Origin of the sequence: Desulfobacula sp. (assembly GCF_030611305.1) — a bacterium.
Taxonomy (GTDB): domain Bacteria; phylum Desulfobacterota; class Desulfobacteria; order Desulfobacterales; family Desulfobacteraceae; genus Desulfobacula.
Window position 1 is genome coordinate 1 of sequence record NZ_JAUWQB010000028.1, and the last position, 18,249, is coordinate 18,249.

Here is an 18,249-nt window from a genome sequence, read left to right on the forward strand (position 1 = left end):
GTTCATACTTGAATGGTAGCACGCCTTGTGTCATATTTATTTCACCCCGTTGATGATAGTTTTTTGGTTGCACAAATATTCTATCTGCTTGAGCCATCAAGCGCAACGGGGTTTTTTATTTTTTTTGATGGTGAATTGGGGCAGTATTATAGTGGAATGAAAAATATCAAATCCATAGACTATCTTTATTTGTAGCAATAAGAGCCTCTTGCAGATAAAACGAAAATTCACTTCGAATAGTTTATAAAGGGCCCACGTTCTTATCATTTAGGCTTTTTTTGCCATAAAAATGTTAAAATATGGATTTTAAGACATAGTTATCCCTCAGCACCCATTCTTGCCATTCTTGTGATTTGTATTGTTTCGATAAATTTCAAGCCTAAGTGACAAACCGTATAAGCTGATCCGCTGTTAATACTATTATGCCAAACATAAGATGGGTCATGACTTTAGCATGACCGCGAACCCTAATCATCTTTCCTCCAAATTCATCTTTTAATCGGCCATTGACCCTTTCTACATTGGATCTTTCATTGTATCGGACATCCGTCGGGTTTTTAAAATTTAAAAATTTACAGCGTTTGGCTTCGGCTTTGAGTTCTTGTTTCCTTTCTTTATTGCCACGGGGATTCATGTCTATTATTGGAACGTGTCCCAGAGACCGGCTATGTTGCTTTATAATTGGTGAATCATATGCTGAATCCATTAAATCATATAGATTGCTTACCTGCTGATTGGTCAGTTCGGCCAAGGGAAGTGCGACCTGACTATCGTGCACCGAGGCTGATGTCAAAACACAGCTAATGGGGATATGGCCGTCTGCCGCATCAATATGTAATTTATATCCGGCCCAGGATTTTTTATAGCCCTTGCTGTTCATTTTGGTTCCCACATCACAAGCCTTGGGCAAATCTTCGAGCATTTCATTTACGGACCCCCTTGCACTATCTTAATGGTAGATTTTGCAGTATCAAATGGAGTCCTATTCTTGATCAGAACAACAAATCCACTCAATGCAAAATAGATGGAAATAAGTATAAATATTCCGCCGACAACAACCCGAGGGATTAATGAAATACTGACCAGACGAATGGGGGAAAGGTATTCCAACAAAAGACCAATTCCTAAACATGCGAAGAAATATAGCGGTGGCGGTATACGAATAGGCGCACTATCATTTGGTTCATTTCCTATCATTGGTTTTTTTGATTTTTTTTCCATCATTGGTTTTAATGATCATTTAACAAGTAATTGAGCAATTAGCCGCATATCATTAAAATATGGGGTATGTCTGACTATGTAAATTAAAAGAAATCTGAATCAAAATATCGTATCAATATTTCTGAAGTCCGTAAAGAAATATCTATTATTTGGCTAATCGCAATCAAATGAACAAATATTTCATTAAGGTTGATCAACGACAAATATTTTTTTCCTGCGCAGGTATTATAGCTGACGCTGATCATCCCCTGGTTAAATGGAATGGATAATACCCTTGCTGAAATAAAAATATGTAATGTCCTGAGTAAATAAGCATGGTTGTTTTGAAACAGGAATCAGAGGGGTATTGATCCTTTATTTATAACTTAAAACCATCACCGTACTCTTTTTAACCCTGTCTACAACATCGGATTTACTCTTTGAATGATTACTTTTTTTTGTTTCTGTTGGATGGTCTATTTGATACTGTATTTTTGCTGCAAGGCCCTGGGCTTCAGATAATTGTTGAGGTGTTAAAGATTCAGCGATAATATCCCTCAGCTCTATAGATGTTTTTTCCCCTTGTGATGCTGCTAAGCTTGACCAAACATAAGCAAGTTTATAATTTTGAGTGACTCCTTCGCCATTATAATACATATTCCCAAGATTAAATTGAGAAAGAGCATCTCCTTGTGCTGCTGCTTTAGTATACCAGTATACAGCCTGTTTGTAATCTTGTGGTACTCCTTCGCCATTATAATACATCCACCCAAGATTATACTGAGTCGTAGCATATCCCTGCTCAGCTGCTTTTTTCCACCATTCTACAGCCTGCTTGTAATCCTGTAGTACTCCTTCGCTATTATAATACATCCACCCAAGATTATACTGAGCCTTAGCATATCCCTGCTCAGCTGCTTTCTTGAACCAGTATACAGCCTGTTTGTAATCCTGCGGTACTCCTTGGCCATTATAATACATATTCCCAAGATTAAATTGAGAAAGAGCATCTCCTTGTGCTGCTGCTTTAGTATACCAGTATACAGCCTGTTTGTAATCCTGCGGTACTCCTTGGCCATTATCATACATCCACCCAAGATTATACTGAGCCTTAGCATGTCCCTGCTCAGCTTTTTTTAAAGTATCTTCAAATTCACCACCGAAAACAGGACTGGTACAACATAGAATCAACAAGGTAAGAATTAAGATTTTTTTCATATATTTTATTCTTCCATATTTAAGAACTAAAAAACATCCTCTAGTCATAAAAAAGCCGATTCCTGAACCGATAACCTTTCCCTTATTATTTATTTTTGGAAGGGCCGGGAAAACTAATAGCAGTTATTCTCGCCAGCTCTGTATGCGACCAGATTAATATAAAATATAGTTCAAGAATTTCATATCAACAATTTTTGTGCATGTAAAGGCATTTCAACAAATCAACTTTTGTGGAAATATAATTTAATCAGGAAGGATATGCCGGAATGTTTTTTATTGGAGACTTACTGTAACAAAGATGGCACGTTCTTACTAAAATATGTAGATAAAAAAAATCACCCGGCTGCTATCATTAAAATCAAAAACATTTCAATCTCCAAAATTTTATACGGCATTCCAGATAGGGTTTGATTGATCCTATCGTCGAGATTCCATCTGGAGGTTGGAAATACGGTTGGAAAAAATTTATTTAAAAACTATCAGTGGTACGCCCGGCCCGATTCGAACGGGCGGCCTATGGATTCGAAGTCCAGCGCTCTATCCAGCTGAGCTACGGGCGCACAGGTTTGTGAAGTCGATATTAGATAACACAATGATAAATCTTTTTACAACTTTTAGAAAAAAATGGGGTGAGTGACGGGGCTTGAACCCGCGACCCCCAGGACCACAACCTAGTGCTCTACCAGCTGAGCTACACCCACCGCAAAAAACTTATCTTAATTATCAGAACTTGATCAATTTTTCAACACCTTTTTGATGCGGCCGGATTCAGAACCATATTTTACATTGACCTTGAAGTATCGTTTGACTATTATTCTTGCGTATAAATATTTTATTAAAGGAATTTTGTTTATGAATGCTTTTTTAATATTTGTTGTCAGGCTTATTCTAGGTCTTGTATTCGGTATCTTCCTTATCCGGCTGTTCAGGCCGGAATGGGGTGTTTACCATGGCGTTGTCACAGGACTTATTTTAGTCGCTCTGGCTTATGGCATGGCGCTTTTCAAAAAAAAGAAATAAAAACTTAGGATTTGTACCCATTGGAAAAAAATATCATTTTAGGAACTGCAGGACACATCGACCATGGCAAGACAAGTCTTGTCAAAGCGCTGACAGGAATTGAAACAGACCGGCTGAAAGAGGAAAAAGAACGGGGCATTACCATTGAACTGGGATTTGCATTACTTGATCTTCCCAATGGGCAGCATATCGGCATCGTGGATATGCCGGGCCATGAAAAATTTGTAAAAAATATGGTGGCCGGTTCCAGTGGAATTGATGTGGTCACAATGGTGATTGCGGCCGATGAGGGCGTCATGCCCCAGACAAGGGAGCATATGGAAATCTGCAACCTCATGGGGATTGAGCATGGAATGATTGCCTTGACCAAAATAGACATGGTGGATGAAGATCTTTTAGAGCTTGCCCTTGAGGATATCAATGATTTTGTGCAGGGTACTTTTCTTGAAGACAAGCCAATTTGTCCTGTTTCATCTGTCACAAATGAAGGGCTTGATGAATTTATCAAAACCCTTGAAACCATCTGCAGCACCCTTCCTGAAAGAAAATTTTCCTCCATTTTCAGGCTGCCCGTGGACCGTGTCTTTTCAATGAAAGGATTTGGCACGGTGATTACCGGAACCCTGACTTCCGGCAGTATCAATGTCGGGGATGATATCATGGTCTATCCCAAACGGATTATCTCCAAAGTCAGGGGGATTCAGGTTCACAGCTCAAGTGTTGATACGGCAGGTCCCGGCACCCGAACAGCCATTAATTTTCAGGGGCTTGATAAAGAATCCGTCAGCCGTGGAGATGTCCTGTCTACTCCTGATACCTTGATTGAAAGCTATATGGTGGATGCCCATTTCCTTTATTTAAAAAGCAATTCAAAACCTGCAAAAAACAGAACCAGAGTAAGATTTCATTCAGGAACCAGTGAGATACTCGGATATCTGATACTGCTTGACAGGGAAGAGCTGCTGCCCGGAGACGACGCTCCGGTTCAGTTCCGGCTTGAGTCCCCTGTCTGTTGTATCAAGGATGACAGGTACGTAATTCGAAGCTATTCACCCGTAAAAACAATTGGCGGCGGCACCATATTAAATCCAGCCTCCCAAAAGCACAAACTGTTTGATGCGACTGTCATCCAGGGGCTGGAGAACCTGTTACTGAATGATAATGATCAAACCATATCCTTCTTTCTTTCTTTAAAAGGATACCAGGGGCTGTCCTTTTCCCAGTTGCGGGTTATGACCAATATCCCGGATAAAAAATTAAGCGCAGGTTTGCAGAAACTGCTTGCCAAACAACAGGTTATCCAGATCGATAAAGAAAAGCAGATTTATGTTAATGGCTCCTTTTTTAACGATTTCAAAGAAAAACTTATCCAAAAACTTGAAGTCTACCACGCAGACAACCCTTTAAAGGAGGGCATGCCGACCCAGGAACTTAAATCCAAGTTTCAGTATATCGATAGCACAAAGTTTTTTAATATTCTTTTTACAAAACTGTCCAGGGAAAAACTCATAGTTCTGGATAAAAATATTGCAAAGTTGTCTACCCATGAAGTGGCGCTTCAGGTTGATCAGCAGGATGTCAAAGAAAAAATCAAAAAAATCTATCAGGCATCGGGATTGACACCACCGTTTTTCAGAACCATCTGCCAGGATCTTGACATTGATAAAAAAAATGCAACAGATGTTCTCCATATGCTGATTGATGAAAAAGCCATTGTTAAAACAAAGGATGACCTTTACTTTGATTCAAGGGAAATCGAAAAACTTGAACAAAAGCTGATTGCATTCCTGAAAGAGAATGAATCCATCACCACTCCTGAATTTAAAGACATGACCGGAGTATCGAGAAAATATGTCATCCCCTTAATTGAATACTTTGATTCCACAAACCTGACGATCCGTGTGGGAGACACACGGCAGCTGCGACGAAAAATCTAAAGGATTTTTTCGGCAAACGCTTCAACAATATTGTTCAGGCGAACTTTGCCTTCCAAAGTGAGTCCAAACCTGTGTCCCTTAAACCGGCCCAATGATCCGTCAAGTACAGGCTTCAGGATATCTCTAAATTGTTCTTTAAAGGATACGCGAAACAGGGTTTGAAATTTTTCAACATCCAGACCCTCAAGAGTGCGAAGCCTGAGCATGATCATCTCCATCATTTTCTGTTCACGGGTCAAAGTTTCCCGGTCTTCAACAGGTCGTCTGCCCGAATCAATATCTTTTATATATGTGTCAATACTCTTGTGGTTCCAGCACCTTGTTTTCCCGTCATAGGAGTGGGCAGCAGCCCCGAACCCGTAATACGACGTCATCTCCCAATATTTTGAGTTGTGCTTTGACCGGTTTCTCCTACCCTTTGAAAAATTGGAAATCTCATAATGCTCATATTTATTATTGCTTAAAAATTGGGAGGTTTTTTTAAACAGCGTTGATATGGCCGTACTGCCAAGGGGATCGAACAATCCTTTTTTTAATTTTTCATCAAGGGGGGTTCCAGGCTCAATGGTGAGCATATAACAGGACAGGTGGGGCGGCATCATCTTAAGTGCCTTTTTTAAATCTTCCAGCCATATGTTTTGTGTTTCAAAGGGAAGCCCGTAGATTAAATCCATGCTGATATTGTCAAATCCTGCCTTGCCGGCATCATCAATAGCGTTGATTGCCTGTTCTGCGGTATGAATTCTTTTCAAAAACTTGAGTTTGTCATCATTAAATGACTGGGCACCGATACTGAGCCTGTTGATTCCGGCTCTTTTTAATTGGCTCAGGTAGTCAAAATCAATCGTTCCCGGGTTAACTTCAAGTGTGATTTCGACATCCCGAAACACAGAAAAATTCTCTCCAATGGCCTGTAAAAGGTTTTCAACATCTTTAATGGAAAGAAGAGAGGGGGTTCCGCCACCAAAGTATATGGTGTCAATTTTCTCCTTTAAACCGGATCGTTTTTCAATCTCTTTTAGAAGGGATTGAACGTAAGCAGGAATCAAAGAAAGATTGGTCCTTGAATAAAAATCACAATAGACACATTTTTTAACACAAAACGGAACGTGGATATAAATAGACTTTTGATCAGACAAAACGCTTCATCAGATCATCAATAACAAAATCTACATTTTCAGGCGTCACCCCGTAAAGATCACAGGTCTGCTTTACCCTTTCAAGATGGGGACTGTCATCCATATCATCGGGTCCCCGGAAAAATCCCATCCGTCTGCCGATCTGGTATAAAATCCTTTTTTCCGGTTCAAGGTCGAAAAATCGATCAATAATACCAATCATTTTCTCTTTGTCTTCCGGCATTTTTCCATCAATGGTCTCAAACAGGTTCAGGATATGATCACTTTTGATATAGGAATTGATCCCGTCAAGGCTTTCGATAAACAGCCTTAACTCTTTGGCCATCATGGCATCATTCGGCTTTTGAAACTCCCCTTTTTTAGTTTCTTCAGAAAGGACGGTTCCGTTTGTTACCGCCAGGGTCCTGATCCTGATAAAATCCGGATTAATGCTGTTGAGTGCCAAAGCAGTTTCCATGGCATGCTCTATGGAATAATCCATGCCGCCAAGGCCGGGCATGACATATTCCGACAGCTCCATTCGGGCCTGTTTTACCTTTAACCCCGCCTTGATATGACTTGCTTTGGTGGCCCCTTTTCTGATTTTCTTTAATACAATGTCCGATCCGGATTCCATGCCCACATGAATACGATTTAATCCTGCATCGGCAATCCGCTGCAAATCATTCTGCTTGATACGGACAATGGTATGGCTTCTTGCGTATGAGGTAATCCTGTCAACGTCTGGAAAACATTTTTTTATATGTTCAAGCACAAACACCAGGTCATCGGGTTTCATAATCAATGAGTTGGCATCCTGTAAAAAAATGGATTTCATGCCCGATGCATACCAGTTCATAGCAGCACTAAGAGCCATCTGGTCTTTTTCTTCAAAACTATTGTAAAGGGTGGTAATGACTTTACTGTCAGCATATCCGCCCGGCTTGACAATCTGCTGGATTCTTTCAATATAGCCTTGCAGAACATCAATATCTTTGATGACATTTCCAACAGATCTTAAAGAGAACTGCCTTTTTTTATACACCCTGCAAAAGGTACACTGGTTCCAGGGACAATTTCGCGTCAGCCGAATTAACAGGCTGCTTGCTTCACTGGGTGGACGAATGGGACCCTGCTCAAACCCTTTGTAAATATCTGTTTTTTTCTTTTTCTTTTCCATGGAATAAACTTACCTGCATTTTTCTCAATCAAAATTAATAATTTTTCGGCTCAATCTCATCACCGTGTGATCAAAATTATATAAGCATTGGAATACTTAAAGTCAATTTATTTGGGCAGATCTTGAAACTTGGTTGTCTATTGTGATACTTATCCATGACTCATAAAAAAATATCAATTTGCTATATTAAGGAGGAGGCCATGCCGGGTTTTGAAATATTTGGTGATGAAGAAAGAAAAGAAGTGACCGATGTTCTTGAAACCGGAGTTCTTTTCCGATACGGGTTTGAAGGAGCCAGGAACGGGCATTTCAAGGCCCTTGAGTTTGAAAAAAAACTTTGTAAAATTACCGATAGTAATTACAGCCATTTGTGTTCCAGCGGAACAGCAGCTCTCTGCACGGCCCTGGCTGCCTGCGGTATTGGTGCCGGGGATGAAGTCATTATTCCCGGCTTTACGTTTGTTGCTACATTTGAGGCCATAATCAATGCCGGGGCCATTCCTGTTTTCTCAGAAATTGATGAGACTCTCTGCCTGAATCCCGACAGACTTGAAGATGTGATCACTTCAAAAACCAGGGCTGTGGTTCCGGTTCATATGTGCGGCTCCATGGCGAGAATTGATGAGATTAAAAATGTTTGTGACAAAAAAGGACTGATTCTTCTTGAAGATGCCTGCCAGTCCATAGGTGCCGCCTATCAGGGGAAAGCCCTTGGAACCTTCGGGCTTGCCGGATGCTTTTCCTTTGACGCCGTCAAAACCGTGACCTGTGGCGAAGGCGGCGGCATTATTACGAACAGCAAAGAAGTATATCAAAAAGCCGACCAGTATGCTGATCACGGACATGATCACCTGGGCGGCCCTGACCGGGGGGCGGATGATCATCCCATTATAGGAACCAATTACAGGATCAGTGAACTCAACGCAGCAGTGGGCCTTGCCCAGTTGAACAAACTGGACCGGATCCTGGATACCCAGAGAAAAAACAAATTTGCTATTAAAGATGCCATGGCAGATCTGCCGGATGTCAGTTTCAGGTATATCCCTGATACAAAGGGAGATTCAGCTACCTTTTTGAGTTTTTTCCTGCCAACGGAAGATCGGGCAAGGCAGATCGCTAAAAATCTTGCTGACAACGGCGTGGGATGCCCGTACTGGTATGATAACAACTGGCATTATTACAAAAAATGGCATCACCTGAAAGAGATGAAACGCTCTGCCAAGCTTGCCTTTGAGCTTACAGGCAATCTGCCGGACTATAAAAATCTTGTGCTTGAAGAATCTGACAATATCATGAAAAGAACCCTATCCATGCAGATCATGCTGTCATGGACAAAAGAAGATGTTGAAAACAGAATTCAGGCCATAATGAAATCATTTAAAGGATAAACATGTTTAGAAATTTTAAGCTGGTTCCCAATATTATATTTGGAAGAGGCTGCTTTGCACAGCTTGACGACATTATAGACAAGCAACGGGAGAATGACGACGCCTGGGTTGTATTTGTCACAGATGATGTATTCAAGGGGAAGGCCCTGGAAAAAAAGATTCCTTTGCATGACAAGGACATGCTCTTATGGGTCAACGTGGATGATGAGCCTAAAACCGGATATGTGGATGAACTGACCCTTAAAGTAAAAGCATTTCGTTCAACACTACCCTGTGCCGTCATCGGTATCGGCGGTGGCAGCAGCATGGATCTTGCCAAATCCATATCCCTTATGCTGACAAATGTTGGGTCTTCCACCCTTTACCAGGGATGGGACCTAATTAAGAATCCTGCTGTCTGCCACATGGCAGTGCCCACCCTTTCGGGAACCGGTGCTGAAGTATCACGGACAGCTGTGCTGACAGGCCCTGAAAAAAAACTCGGCCTTAACTCCGACTACACTGTGTTTGACCAGGTGATTCTCGATCCCGAGCTGATAAAAAATATTCCAAAGGACCAGCACTTTTATACCGGCATGGACTGCTATATTCATTGTATTGAATCCCTTGAAGGCACCTATCTGAATGAGTTCTCCAAAGCCTATGGCGAAAAGGCCCTGGATCTTTGCCGCCAGGTTTTTATAGACGACCACCCGGATAAAGACGACAAGCTCATGATGGCCTCATTTTTCGGCGGCATGAGCATTGCCTATTCCCAGGTTGGCGCCTGTCATGCCCTCTCCTACGGGCTTTCCTATGTACTGGGTACCCATCATGGGATCGGCTGCTGCATCGTATTTGATTATCTGGATGAATTTTATCCTGAAGGGGTCAAAGAGTTTCGAATCATGATGGAAAAAGCCAAAATCAAACTGCCGAGAGACCTTGTTAAAAATCTTGAACCAGAACAGATTGAAAAAATGATCACTGTTGCCCTTGGCCTTGAACCCTTATGGGAAAACTGTCTGGGTAAAGACTGGAAAAATATCATGACAAGGGATAAGGCAAAATCCTTATTCCTGAAAATGTAAAAGAAAATGCCATGACAATTGCAATAATACCATCCAGATACGGATCCAGCAGGTTTGAAGGCAAACCATTAGCACTTGTTGCCGGTAAATCCATGATACAGCGGGTATATGAGCAGGCGCAAAAATCTTTGGCTGTTTCAAAAACAATCGTGGCAACGGATGACGAACGGATATTCAATGCGGTTGAAGCATTTGGCGGCCATGCCGTGATGACATCTGATGACTGCCGTTCCGGAACGGACCGGGTGGCCCAGACGGCTGATATGTTAAACCTTGGGCCGGATGAGATCATTGTCAATATCCAGGGAGACCAGCCCGTGTTTAATCCCTTGACCATTGATGAAATGATTTCACCCTTTAGCGATGATCCTGACCTTGTCATGTCCACCCTTGCATTCAAGATAAAAGATGAAAGGGAAATTACCGATCCCAAAGATGTAAAAGTCACCTTTGATCACAATGGATTTGCCCTGTATTTTTCAAGGGCCCAGATCCCCTACCCCAGGGACAAAGAGACAAAGGCGGTTTTTTACAAGCACTTGGGTTTTTATGCCTATAAAAAAAGCTTTCTGGACGAACTGGTTGCACTTCCCACAGGAACCTGTGAGCATATTGAAAAACTTGAACAATTAAGGGTGCTGGAATTCGGCTACCGGATCAAGGTGGTTATCACAGAATACGATTCCCCTGAAATTGATCTGCCCGAAGATATCAAAAGGATTGAAGCAAAACTTTTGTAACGTTAACTTGATTTTTGAGGCAGGTTTGCATTGGCGATATGATAATAAAGCTCTTCATAATGCCGGGCTGTTTTATCCCATGTATGTTTCTGGGCTGTTTCTCCGGCCTGATTTCCTATCCGCTTTCTGATATCCTTATCTTTCAGCGTATTTAAAATACCTGCCAGCTCTCTTTGATTTTGAAAAACAAAACCATTTTTACCTGTATCTATAAGAAAAGAGCACCCGGTTGAACTGCTGGTTACCACTGGAAGGCCGCATGCCATACCTTCAAGTATAGTCATCCCGAAAGCCTCTGAAATTGACGGCAAAACAACTATATCGGATAATGCGTAATATTTTATAATATTGTCTGTTAATCCGGTAAAACAAATTCTGTCTGACAGGTTATACTGTTTTACAAGATGCCTGTAATGCCCCATATGCTCTTGCCGCCCGACCACAAAAAGCTTCATATTATCACCTATTGCAGGGATGAGACGATCCAGTCCTTTTCTTCTGAACTCAGAGCCCACAAATAACACAGCAATGTCATCAGGTTTAAGATTTTCACTCTCCCTTGCATGAGAACGCTCAACTGCAATTCTTTGCGGGCTGAATTTTTCAATATCCACACCAGGTGTAATTACAAACACATCATTTGTTCTTTTATAATACGTTTTGACATCATTTTTTATGATCTCGGATACAGCCGCCAGCATATGTAAGTTTGCCTGCTTTTTTTCCATGTGGATATACAGCCACGCTCTGGGGGAAAGTCCGAATTCATTTAATTTTTTAATAAGGGACATCTTTTCCATCCCTTTTTTATATGAAAACGTGTGCAATGTGGAAACATGTCCTTCACACCCTTTATCATGGGAATGGATCACGTCATATTTTTTGTCTGCCAAAAGTTTTGAAACATCTTTGGAAAATGAATATAAAGACAGGGCGCTGGAGAATTTCAGCCTATCAGGAACTTTAAAAACATTCATTCCTTTTGTAAGGCTTTTGTCGATATTTTTGGCATAAAGGTCTATTCTGTGGCCTTTTTTCAGGATTCGCCGGGCTACCTCAACCGCATATCTCTCAGCTCCGCCTGTTGCCACAAAATTTTTTATTACAAGGGCAATATTGAGCTTATAATTATTATGCTTTTCAAGAACTGTCTGCTTTTTCATTAATCTTCCATATTATTGTGATCATGGCACATATGGTATAAAATATTGTATCAAGAGAGTGTATAAAAACAGGTTCAAAAAGACCACTTATTATAAACATTACCAAAGTTGCGACAAGACACCACCCCCAACCTTTCAGGAACTCATTTTTACCTGACTGGATTATTTTAAAACACATTCTAAAAAGTGTAATGAAAATAAATGAAAATAATATCAGACCTATAATTCCTGTTCTAACAAGCAGACTTAAAGGCATACTGTGCGGTAAAATAAAATTTACGCTTCTATATTGTTCCGGAATATTTTCCCAATATTTTTCCTGATTCATAATTTTTTTATTTTTAAAAACGTCTATGGAAAAACCCGTTCCCATTACTGGATAATCTTTTACTATTTCTAATGAATAATATAAAATTCCAATCCTTGCGTTATCATCGAAGATTTTGTCTGGAGAAATTCTATTTTTCCCAGGCAATATGGATGTTAAGGCTACCAATATAACAATGAAAGATATCAAAAAAAATTTATTTCTGGCCAGAATAATCAATGTCGAAATAACCAAAGAAATAAAAGCGCCTCGTGATTGAGTCAATAGTGTAGCCGCCACAAGTAAAATGATACCAGTTATTAAGATTGATTTCCGGAAGAAAAACTGTTCTGTGGATAACAATTGAAAAGATAAGAGAATTGAAAATATCGTTCCAAAACTTATTATATTTATAGAGAAATATGAAAAGCCAAATCTTGAAGATAATGGATTTTGTAAGGTAATATAATAATAGATTAAAGCACCTGCAAAAAATATTATTGTAGATAATACTATAACCCAGGAAAGAGTAATTATTTTGGATTTAGTGTCTAAAAAATTTATAAACAGACAATAAAAAATAATATATCTGACCAAATGAGAATAAAAGGAATGAAAGCTTTCAAAAACATTATGAGCAAAGATAGAAATTAAAAAGGCCCATACAGTAAACATGATTATAGGCAGCAACAATGGAGACTTTATTGAAAAATCTAATTTTTTCAAATAGATCAAAAACAAAGTTATGGCCAAGGGCAAATAAAAAAATATGTCCTTTATAAAATTTACACGGGGGAAAATATTCAAAAAAAGGAATAGCATAAGACAGCAGCTGATTATTTTTTTTAAACGGGTTACAGTCTTGCTGTCTAATTCGATTGTTTTATTATTAAAAATATCTGAAACATTCCTTTTTCTAATTTCTTGTATTATATGCGGTTTATCCAATACTTAATATTTCCGAAAGCAGCTTTTCCACTTCATTAACGATGTTATCTGTATCTGTTCCAATCAATTTGCAAGTGCCTGTTGTATCCGGTTTAAAAATCTTTTAAACCTTGCAAAATCGTTTTTTTTCTTTTCTTTAATTTTTGTCCAGTTTGATTGCATTACTATTCCCATATAATCTTTTGCCAAAGAATATTCTGACTCTCCCATCATTTGGGATTCAAAAAACTGTTCTTTATAGTGAAAAAATTTAAAAAACAATTTACTAGGCACAACAGGTATTTTTTTGCTGTACAAGACATATTCTCCGTAAAGCTGCATTTCGCACGGATAGTTGTATAATAGCTCATATATGGTTTTATTTTCAAGCAAAAGATGCTCTTTATAAAGACTTTTAAGTACTTTGCATGACCAGATAAGTAATGGATATCCAAAATCATAGTTTGCACCTGAACGATTAAAAAGTTTTTTAAATTTTTCTGCCATATTTATAAAATTGTCTTTGACCTTTGTATTATATTTTTCTGCAAACTCAAACAATTCTTCAGGCTCGTTCATGACTGTATAAGGAGTGGTTGCATCATGAAAAAAATCTTTTATTCCAAAAGGTCTGATAAAATAAGAATCAGAATCAAGCCATGCATAATTATGGCAAAAATTCATTCTCCAGAATTCAAGTTTGATAAGCTGCTGTAATAGATAACCAGGATAAAATTTTGGTAAAGGGCCATAAATTTTTGCAGTTTTATTTAATATCTCCTGATCTGTTAAAAAATTGCAGGGGATATCTCCAAAAAATTCCTGAAACATTGACAAATCTTTTTCAGGAACAGATAAGTATAGCAAAATATTATCAGTATTAAACCTTTGAACGCTTTGAGCCATCCTTTTAGCACGGTGCATGTCTTTATTATAAGATGCACAAAATAAGACAATTTCTTTCATTTACTTTGTTCCTTTTTATTTTTACACAACTATTATGACACTTGTTTTAAAAAACATGGTTTGGTTATTTCCATTAGTTTGTCCACTGTGTTCTCCACAGTGAAAGGAGAATTAATCTTATTTTCAAATAATTGATCATTTTCCCATTGAAAAATAAATTTTTTAAGTGCTGCTTCAATTCCTTTTACATTATCAGAATCAACCACTGGATGTCCCACAGAATTAAGGATTGAGGCCAGTTCAGAATCTTTTGATGCAATCCCTGCAATGGGCCTTTTCGTAAGCAGATATTCATAAAGTTTTGAAGGGATATACTCATTGCATGTATCTGTCTGGCCATGAATTAAAATAAGCACATCGCATCCATGCATTTTTTCAAAAACCTGCTGCCGTCCTGATTTGCCGGTTAAAGGATCAGATTCCAGACGGCCATGTTCACAAACCACATCCTCCAGTGAAAATTTTTTTACGGCGTTCTTTGATATAGAATCAAGCTTTGTACCATAAATATCAAGAACCACTTTTTTTTTCAAATGAGGTTTTTCCCTGAAAATACCTGAAAGCGCCTCCATGAAAACATAGAAATTTCTATCAGAAGCCAGGGAACCAAAATGGCCGAAATGGATTTTTCCTCTTTTTTTATACTTTACATTGGAGACATTGGGCGGATCGGCACCGGGCCTCAAAACATGGATATTGTTATCGGCTTTGGTACGTTTTTTAGCATTTTCACAAGCTTTTTCCGTGAAATATATCACAGCGCAGGCATTTTCTAAAATTACTTTTTCCAGCCATCTGTGAAAAGCATGTCTCTGATATACTTTTTTTGCACTTCCAGATTCAGAAATCAGGGGGTCATGTATCTCTGCAACCCATGGAATATTAAAAAGTTTTTTTAAAATAAAACCTGCCAGATGAGTGCTGCTTGGGCCTGCTGTGGAATAAATCAATTGCGGCTTATATTTTTTTATTACAAAAATGCCTTTTGCACTGGCGGTTATAAACCAGGACCAGTGACTGTCCAGGTTTATAAATATCTTTTCGATAATATAAAAAGGGAAACATAAAACGGTTACCGCAGCTTTTAAAACTTGAGAGAGCACTCCTTTTTGAAATTTTTTTTCTATTATTTTTCTCATTTCAAATATAATTCCTGAAGGTGCGGGGGAAATTACCTGGTAGTGAACAAATTTTTTGTCCTTCGTGCCTGTTGGCGCACTGATCACAACAGGTGCTATTCCATTTTTTATCAGAAATGGTATTTTATCTGTTATGGTATGGCTCGCCGCTCTTCCATCCATATTGAAACAATGGGCAAGGATAAGCCATTTTTTTTCATTGGAATTTTTCATTTATATCGTATAAAACCCTTATCACAAATTTATTTTTTTAATTCCATTGCCTTTTTTAAAATAAAACTTTGCATACTTATAAAAGGTTCCCTCAAAATTACCAAACGCAAGGATAAAGCCCGGCCATCCATCCAAAAATCCAAGTTTTAAAATATACATGGAGAATGCCGCCCAAAATCCGTGCAAAACAGCTTTTGGCATGCTGGATTTCTTGTTTGTCTCCATCAATTTTTCAGCTCCTAAGGTGGAATACCTGTTAGCCTTGTGAATGATCTCTTCAAGATTTTTAAATGGAATTTGATTAATAAAAGATTTCAAATATCCGCATTCTTTGTTACTTATGACTTCATATCGCTCATGAACAGCATCATTTTTAAACTTCAATGCCCCTTTCCTGAATAGCTGGGGCTGCCTGTAATCAGGATAAAACCCTGCATGCCGTATCCATTTCCCCATAAAATAATTTCTTCTCGGGACATAATAGGCATCAAGGCTGTCTTTAGAATTAATAATTTTTTGTATCTCTTCTTTGGCAAGCTGAGTACATCGCTCATCCGAATCCAGGCTGAATATCCAGTCATGACTGCATGCTTCAATGGCTTTATTTCTCAACTCTCCAAACCCGTTGAACGGTATCTGGATTACCTTTGCACCGGATTCCTCTGCAATAGTTGCTGTCTCATCCGTGCTGAATGAGTCGGCGACAATGATTTCATCTGCCCAGTCAACACTTTGAAGTGCATGTTTAATTTTCTCTTCTTCGTTATATGCAATAATATAAACAGATAGTTTACTCATTTATAGGCTATCCATCCCCTGATTCTGTAAAATTAAATGGTTGTTCAATAATATCATTCAATCCTGATTTACAGGAAAATGATTCGGATCTGAGTGTTTCTTTAAGAATTTCATCATTCCTTTCAAGAGAATCCCTCGTGCTTTCATCATGCCATAAATGGAAACAAATAGCCCTAAATGGATTTTCGTTTCTTTTTAAACCATATTTGAATAAACGTACAACTAATTCCGAGTCTTCCCTGCCCCACCCCTTAAATGCATGATTAAACCCGTTTACGGCAAAAATATCATCCCTGAAAACCCCCATATTGCAACTTCTTATTCCTGAAAGTTTCTTTACTTTATATGAAGGGAAAAAAGGAATTCTGATGATATGATGGCTGTTTGATATTTCATTTTTCAGTGTATGAATGATAAGTCTTGCTGTTGAGTTACAGTTTGTCCGGTTAAATATCTGTTCAACAGATTTTTTGACAACTACTCTTTTCCCCTGGAAAAAACACCCTTTCTGTGCCAGATCCATATGATCCCGGACAAAATATTTTCCAGGAACACAATCTCCGTCGAGAAGCAGTAAATATTCCCCGGTAGAGGCAAAAATCGCTTTATTTCTGATCCATGCCGCTCTAAAACCAATATCCTCCTGCCACACATGTTTGATACAAACCTGCTGATTTTGAAAATAAGGACGGATGATACTTTTTGTATCGTTATCAGATCCATCATCCGCTATAATAATTTCATCCGGAAGACGGGTTTGATACAAAAGACCATCCAACACTTTTTTGAGTGCATCAGGACGGTTATATGTTGTGACGATTACAGATATTTTCATGTTTGACTGACCTTTTGGTCTATTATTCTAAAAACATCCTCAGCACTTAAATCGTTCATACACCTGAAATGGGAACAGGGCTGTTTTGCATAGCATGGTGCGCAATCAAGGTCTTTTTGAATAATAGTATGAATAGTTCCGTAAGGTCCTGTCCGCACAGGATTTGCAGGTCCAAAAATGGCAAATACCGGGACATTTAATGCAGCTGCTATATGCATAGGTCCTGTATCATTGCAGACAAAAAAAGAGGCGTTACCAATTACAGGGATAAGATCTTTTAGACCTGTTCTGCCTGCAATTGAAACGGCCTTTCCATTTGAATTTTCAACAACTTCTTTTGCAATATCTGCTTCTGATTTACTTGCAATCACAACACTTGGCAGCTTAAGTTTTGAAGCAAGCCTGCCAAATTTTTCCGAAGGCCAGCGATTGGCAGGTTTCCCTGCCGAAGGAGTCATTACCACATAGTTTTGCGGCAGTTCCTTTAAAATTGAAGGATTGGAATCATAGGGAGCCAATGGATACTGAATTTTATCGTTTTGGTTTTTTTCAATTTCGCACCCCATAAATTTTGCAATTTCAAGATATCTGTCTATGGCATGGATATTCATGGATCCATGAATTTTATGGGTATAAAAAAAGGGACTTCCTTCATCAGACTCTCTAAACCCGAGTTTTATTTTTGCTCCTGAAAAATAAGTAATCATTCCAGACCTTAACAGTCCTGAAAGATCAATTGAAACATCATATTTAGAAGCTTTCAGACCCTTTCTGAGCGCATTGATATCTTTGATCGTATGATTTATATTGCCGAATTTTTTCCACTGATCCTTTTTGATCACCCATAACTTGTTAATCATGGGATGGCCTTCAAGGAATTGATGCAGGCCATGGGCCACAACCCAGTCTATTCTGGCATTGGGAAACTTTTTTTTTACAACAGCCAGAAAAGGAAGTGAATGGACAATATCACCAAGGGCACTGGGTTTGATGATCAATATATTTTTTATATCGTCAAACAAAAAATCTT

Annotated in this window: 16 protein-coding genes, 2 tRNA genes and 1 pseudogene; 5 read left to right on the top strand and 14 right to left on the bottom strand. The window is 38.9% G+C overall.

Annotation, left to right across the window (positions count from 1 at the left end):
- Window positions 1-379: 379 nt before the first annotated feature.
- From QAI40_RS07380 to QAI40_RS07400, 5 genes and pseudogenes are all read right to left on the bottom strand, one after another.
- A pseudogene (locus QAI40_RS07380) lies at window positions 380-919 on the bottom strand (transposase); the annotation flags it as partial.
- 8 nt (window positions 920-927) lie between these two features.
- Complete coding sequence (locus QAI40_RS07385) at window positions 928-1,224, bottom strand: hypothetical protein (RefSeq protein WP_304511533.1); 297 nt, start codon at window positions 1,222-1,224, stop codon at window positions 928-930.
- A 351-nt stretch (window positions 1,225-1,575) separates the two neighbouring features.
- Window positions 1,576-2,466 (bottom strand): tetratricopeptide repeat protein, encoded by an 891-nt coding sequence (locus QAI40_RS07390; protein WP_299980369.1) that lies wholly within the window; start codon window positions 2,464-2,466, stop codon window positions 1,576-1,578.
- A 435-nt stretch (window positions 2,467-2,901) separates the two neighbouring features.
- Window positions 2,902-2,978 (bottom strand) — tRNA-Arg (locus QAI40_RS07395).
- A gap of 65 nt (window positions 2,979-3,043) precedes the next feature.
- Window positions 3,044-3,119: transfer RNA gene (locus QAI40_RS07400), tRNA-His, on the bottom strand.
- A 151-nt stretch (window positions 3,120-3,270) separates the two neighbouring features.
- On the opposite strand from QAI40_RS07400, the gene QAI40_RS07405 reads away from it, so the two are divergent.
- Both QAI40_RS07405 and selB read left to right on the top strand, forming a co-directional pair.
- Window positions 3,271-3,438 carry a hypothetical protein gene (locus QAI40_RS07405; protein WP_299980367.1) on the top strand — a complete coding sequence of 56 codons (168 nt, stop codon included), beginning with the start codon at window positions 3,271-3,273 and terminating at the stop codon, window positions 3,436-3,438.
- Window positions 3,439-3,458: 20 nt separating this feature from the next.
- Window positions 3,459-5,375: a selenocysteine-specific translation elongation factor gene (gene selB / locus QAI40_RS07410; RefSeq protein ID WP_304511534.1), complete on the top strand. Its 1,917-nt coding sequence runs from the start codon at window positions 3,459-3,461 to the stop codon at window positions 5,373-5,375.
- On the opposite strand, the gene hemW is transcribed toward selB, so the two are convergent.
- A complete protein-coding gene (gene hemW, locus QAI40_RS07415) occupies window positions 5,372-6,514 on the bottom strand; it encodes a radical SAM family heme chaperone HemW (protein ID WP_299980365.1) in 1,143 nt (380 codons plus the stop codon). The two genes, selB and hemW, sit on opposite strands and share 4 nt — an antisense overlap.
- Window positions 6,507-7,673: a radical SAM protein gene (locus QAI40_RS07420; protein ID WP_299980363.1), complete on the bottom strand. Its 1,167-nt coding sequence runs from the start codon at window positions 7,671-7,673 to the stop codon at window positions 6,507-6,509. Before QAI40_RS07420 ends, hemW begins: the two co-directional genes overlap by 8 nt.
- A gap of 200 nt (window positions 7,674-7,873) precedes the next feature.
- On the opposite strand from QAI40_RS07420, the gene QAI40_RS07425 reads away from it, so the two are divergent.
- From QAI40_RS07425 to kdsB, 3 genes are read left to right on the top strand one after another with little or no spacing between them, the layout of a single operon-like run.
- Complete coding sequence (locus QAI40_RS07425; protein ID WP_299980361.1) at window positions 7,874-9,061, top strand: DegT/DnrJ/EryC1/StrS family aminotransferase; 1,188 nt, start codon at window positions 7,874-7,876, stop codon at window positions 9,059-9,061.
- 2 nt (window positions 9,062-9,063) lie between these two features.
- Window positions 9,064-10,131, top strand: a complete 1,068-nt coding sequence (locus QAI40_RS07430) for an iron-containing alcohol dehydrogenase family protein (RefSeq protein WP_299980359.1) — start codon at window positions 9,064-9,066, stop codon at window positions 10,129-10,131.
- A gap of 11 nt (window positions 10,132-10,142) precedes the next feature.
- Window positions 10,143-10,871 (top strand): 3-deoxy-manno-octulosonate cytidylyltransferase, encoded by a 729-nt coding sequence (gene kdsB / locus QAI40_RS07435; RefSeq protein WP_299980357.1) that lies wholly within the window; start codon window positions 10,143-10,145, stop codon window positions 10,869-10,871.
- A gap of 2 nt (window positions 10,872-10,873) precedes the next feature.
- On the opposite strand, the gene QAI40_RS07440 is transcribed toward kdsB, so the two are convergent.
- The 7 genes from QAI40_RS07440 to waaF all read right to left on the bottom strand — a co-directional run bounded on the left by QAI40_RS07440 (window position 10,874) and on the right by waaF (window position 18,241).
- The gene (locus QAI40_RS07440; protein ID WP_299980355.1) at window positions 10,874-12,034 is read right to left on the bottom strand and encodes a glycosyltransferase family 4 protein; all 1,161 of its coding nucleotides are present in this window, start codon (window positions 12,032-12,034) and stop codon (window positions 10,874-10,876) included.
- On the bottom strand, window positions 12,012-13,289 hold the full coding sequence (locus QAI40_RS07445; RefSeq protein WP_299980353.1) for an O-antigen ligase family protein: 1,278 nt from the start codon (window positions 13,287-13,289) through the stop codon (window positions 12,012-12,014). Before QAI40_RS07445 ends, QAI40_RS07440 begins: the two co-directional genes overlap by 23 nt.
- A gap of 63 nt (window positions 13,290-13,352) precedes the next feature.
- The gene (locus QAI40_RS07450; protein ID WP_299980351.1) at window positions 13,353-14,234 is read right to left on the bottom strand and encodes a DUF6492 family protein; all 882 of its coding nucleotides are present in this window, start codon (window positions 14,232-14,234) and stop codon (window positions 13,353-13,355) included.
- A 32-nt stretch (window positions 14,235-14,266) separates the two neighbouring features.
- Window positions 14,267-15,586 (bottom strand): glycosyltransferase, encoded by a 1,320-nt coding sequence (locus tag QAI40_RS07455; protein WP_299980349.1) that lies wholly within the window; start codon window positions 15,584-15,586, stop codon window positions 14,267-14,269.
- Window positions 15,587-15,607: 21 nt separating this feature from the next.
- Complete coding sequence (locus QAI40_RS07460; RefSeq protein ID WP_299980347.1) at window positions 15,608-16,384, bottom strand: glycosyltransferase family 2 protein; 777 nt, start codon at window positions 16,382-16,384, stop codon at window positions 15,608-15,610.
- Window positions 16,385-16,391: 7 nt separating this feature from the next.
- A complete protein-coding gene (locus QAI40_RS07465; protein WP_299980345.1) occupies window positions 16,392-17,219 on the bottom strand; it encodes a glycosyltransferase family 2 protein in 828 nt (275 codons plus the stop codon).
- Window positions 17,216-18,241, bottom strand: a complete 1,026-nt coding sequence (gene waaF / locus QAI40_RS07470) for a lipopolysaccharide heptosyltransferase II (protein WP_299980343.1) — start codon at window positions 18,239-18,241, stop codon at window positions 17,216-17,218. Before waaF ends, QAI40_RS07465 begins: the two co-directional genes overlap by 4 nt.
- Window positions 18,242-18,249 lie beyond the last annotated feature (8 nt).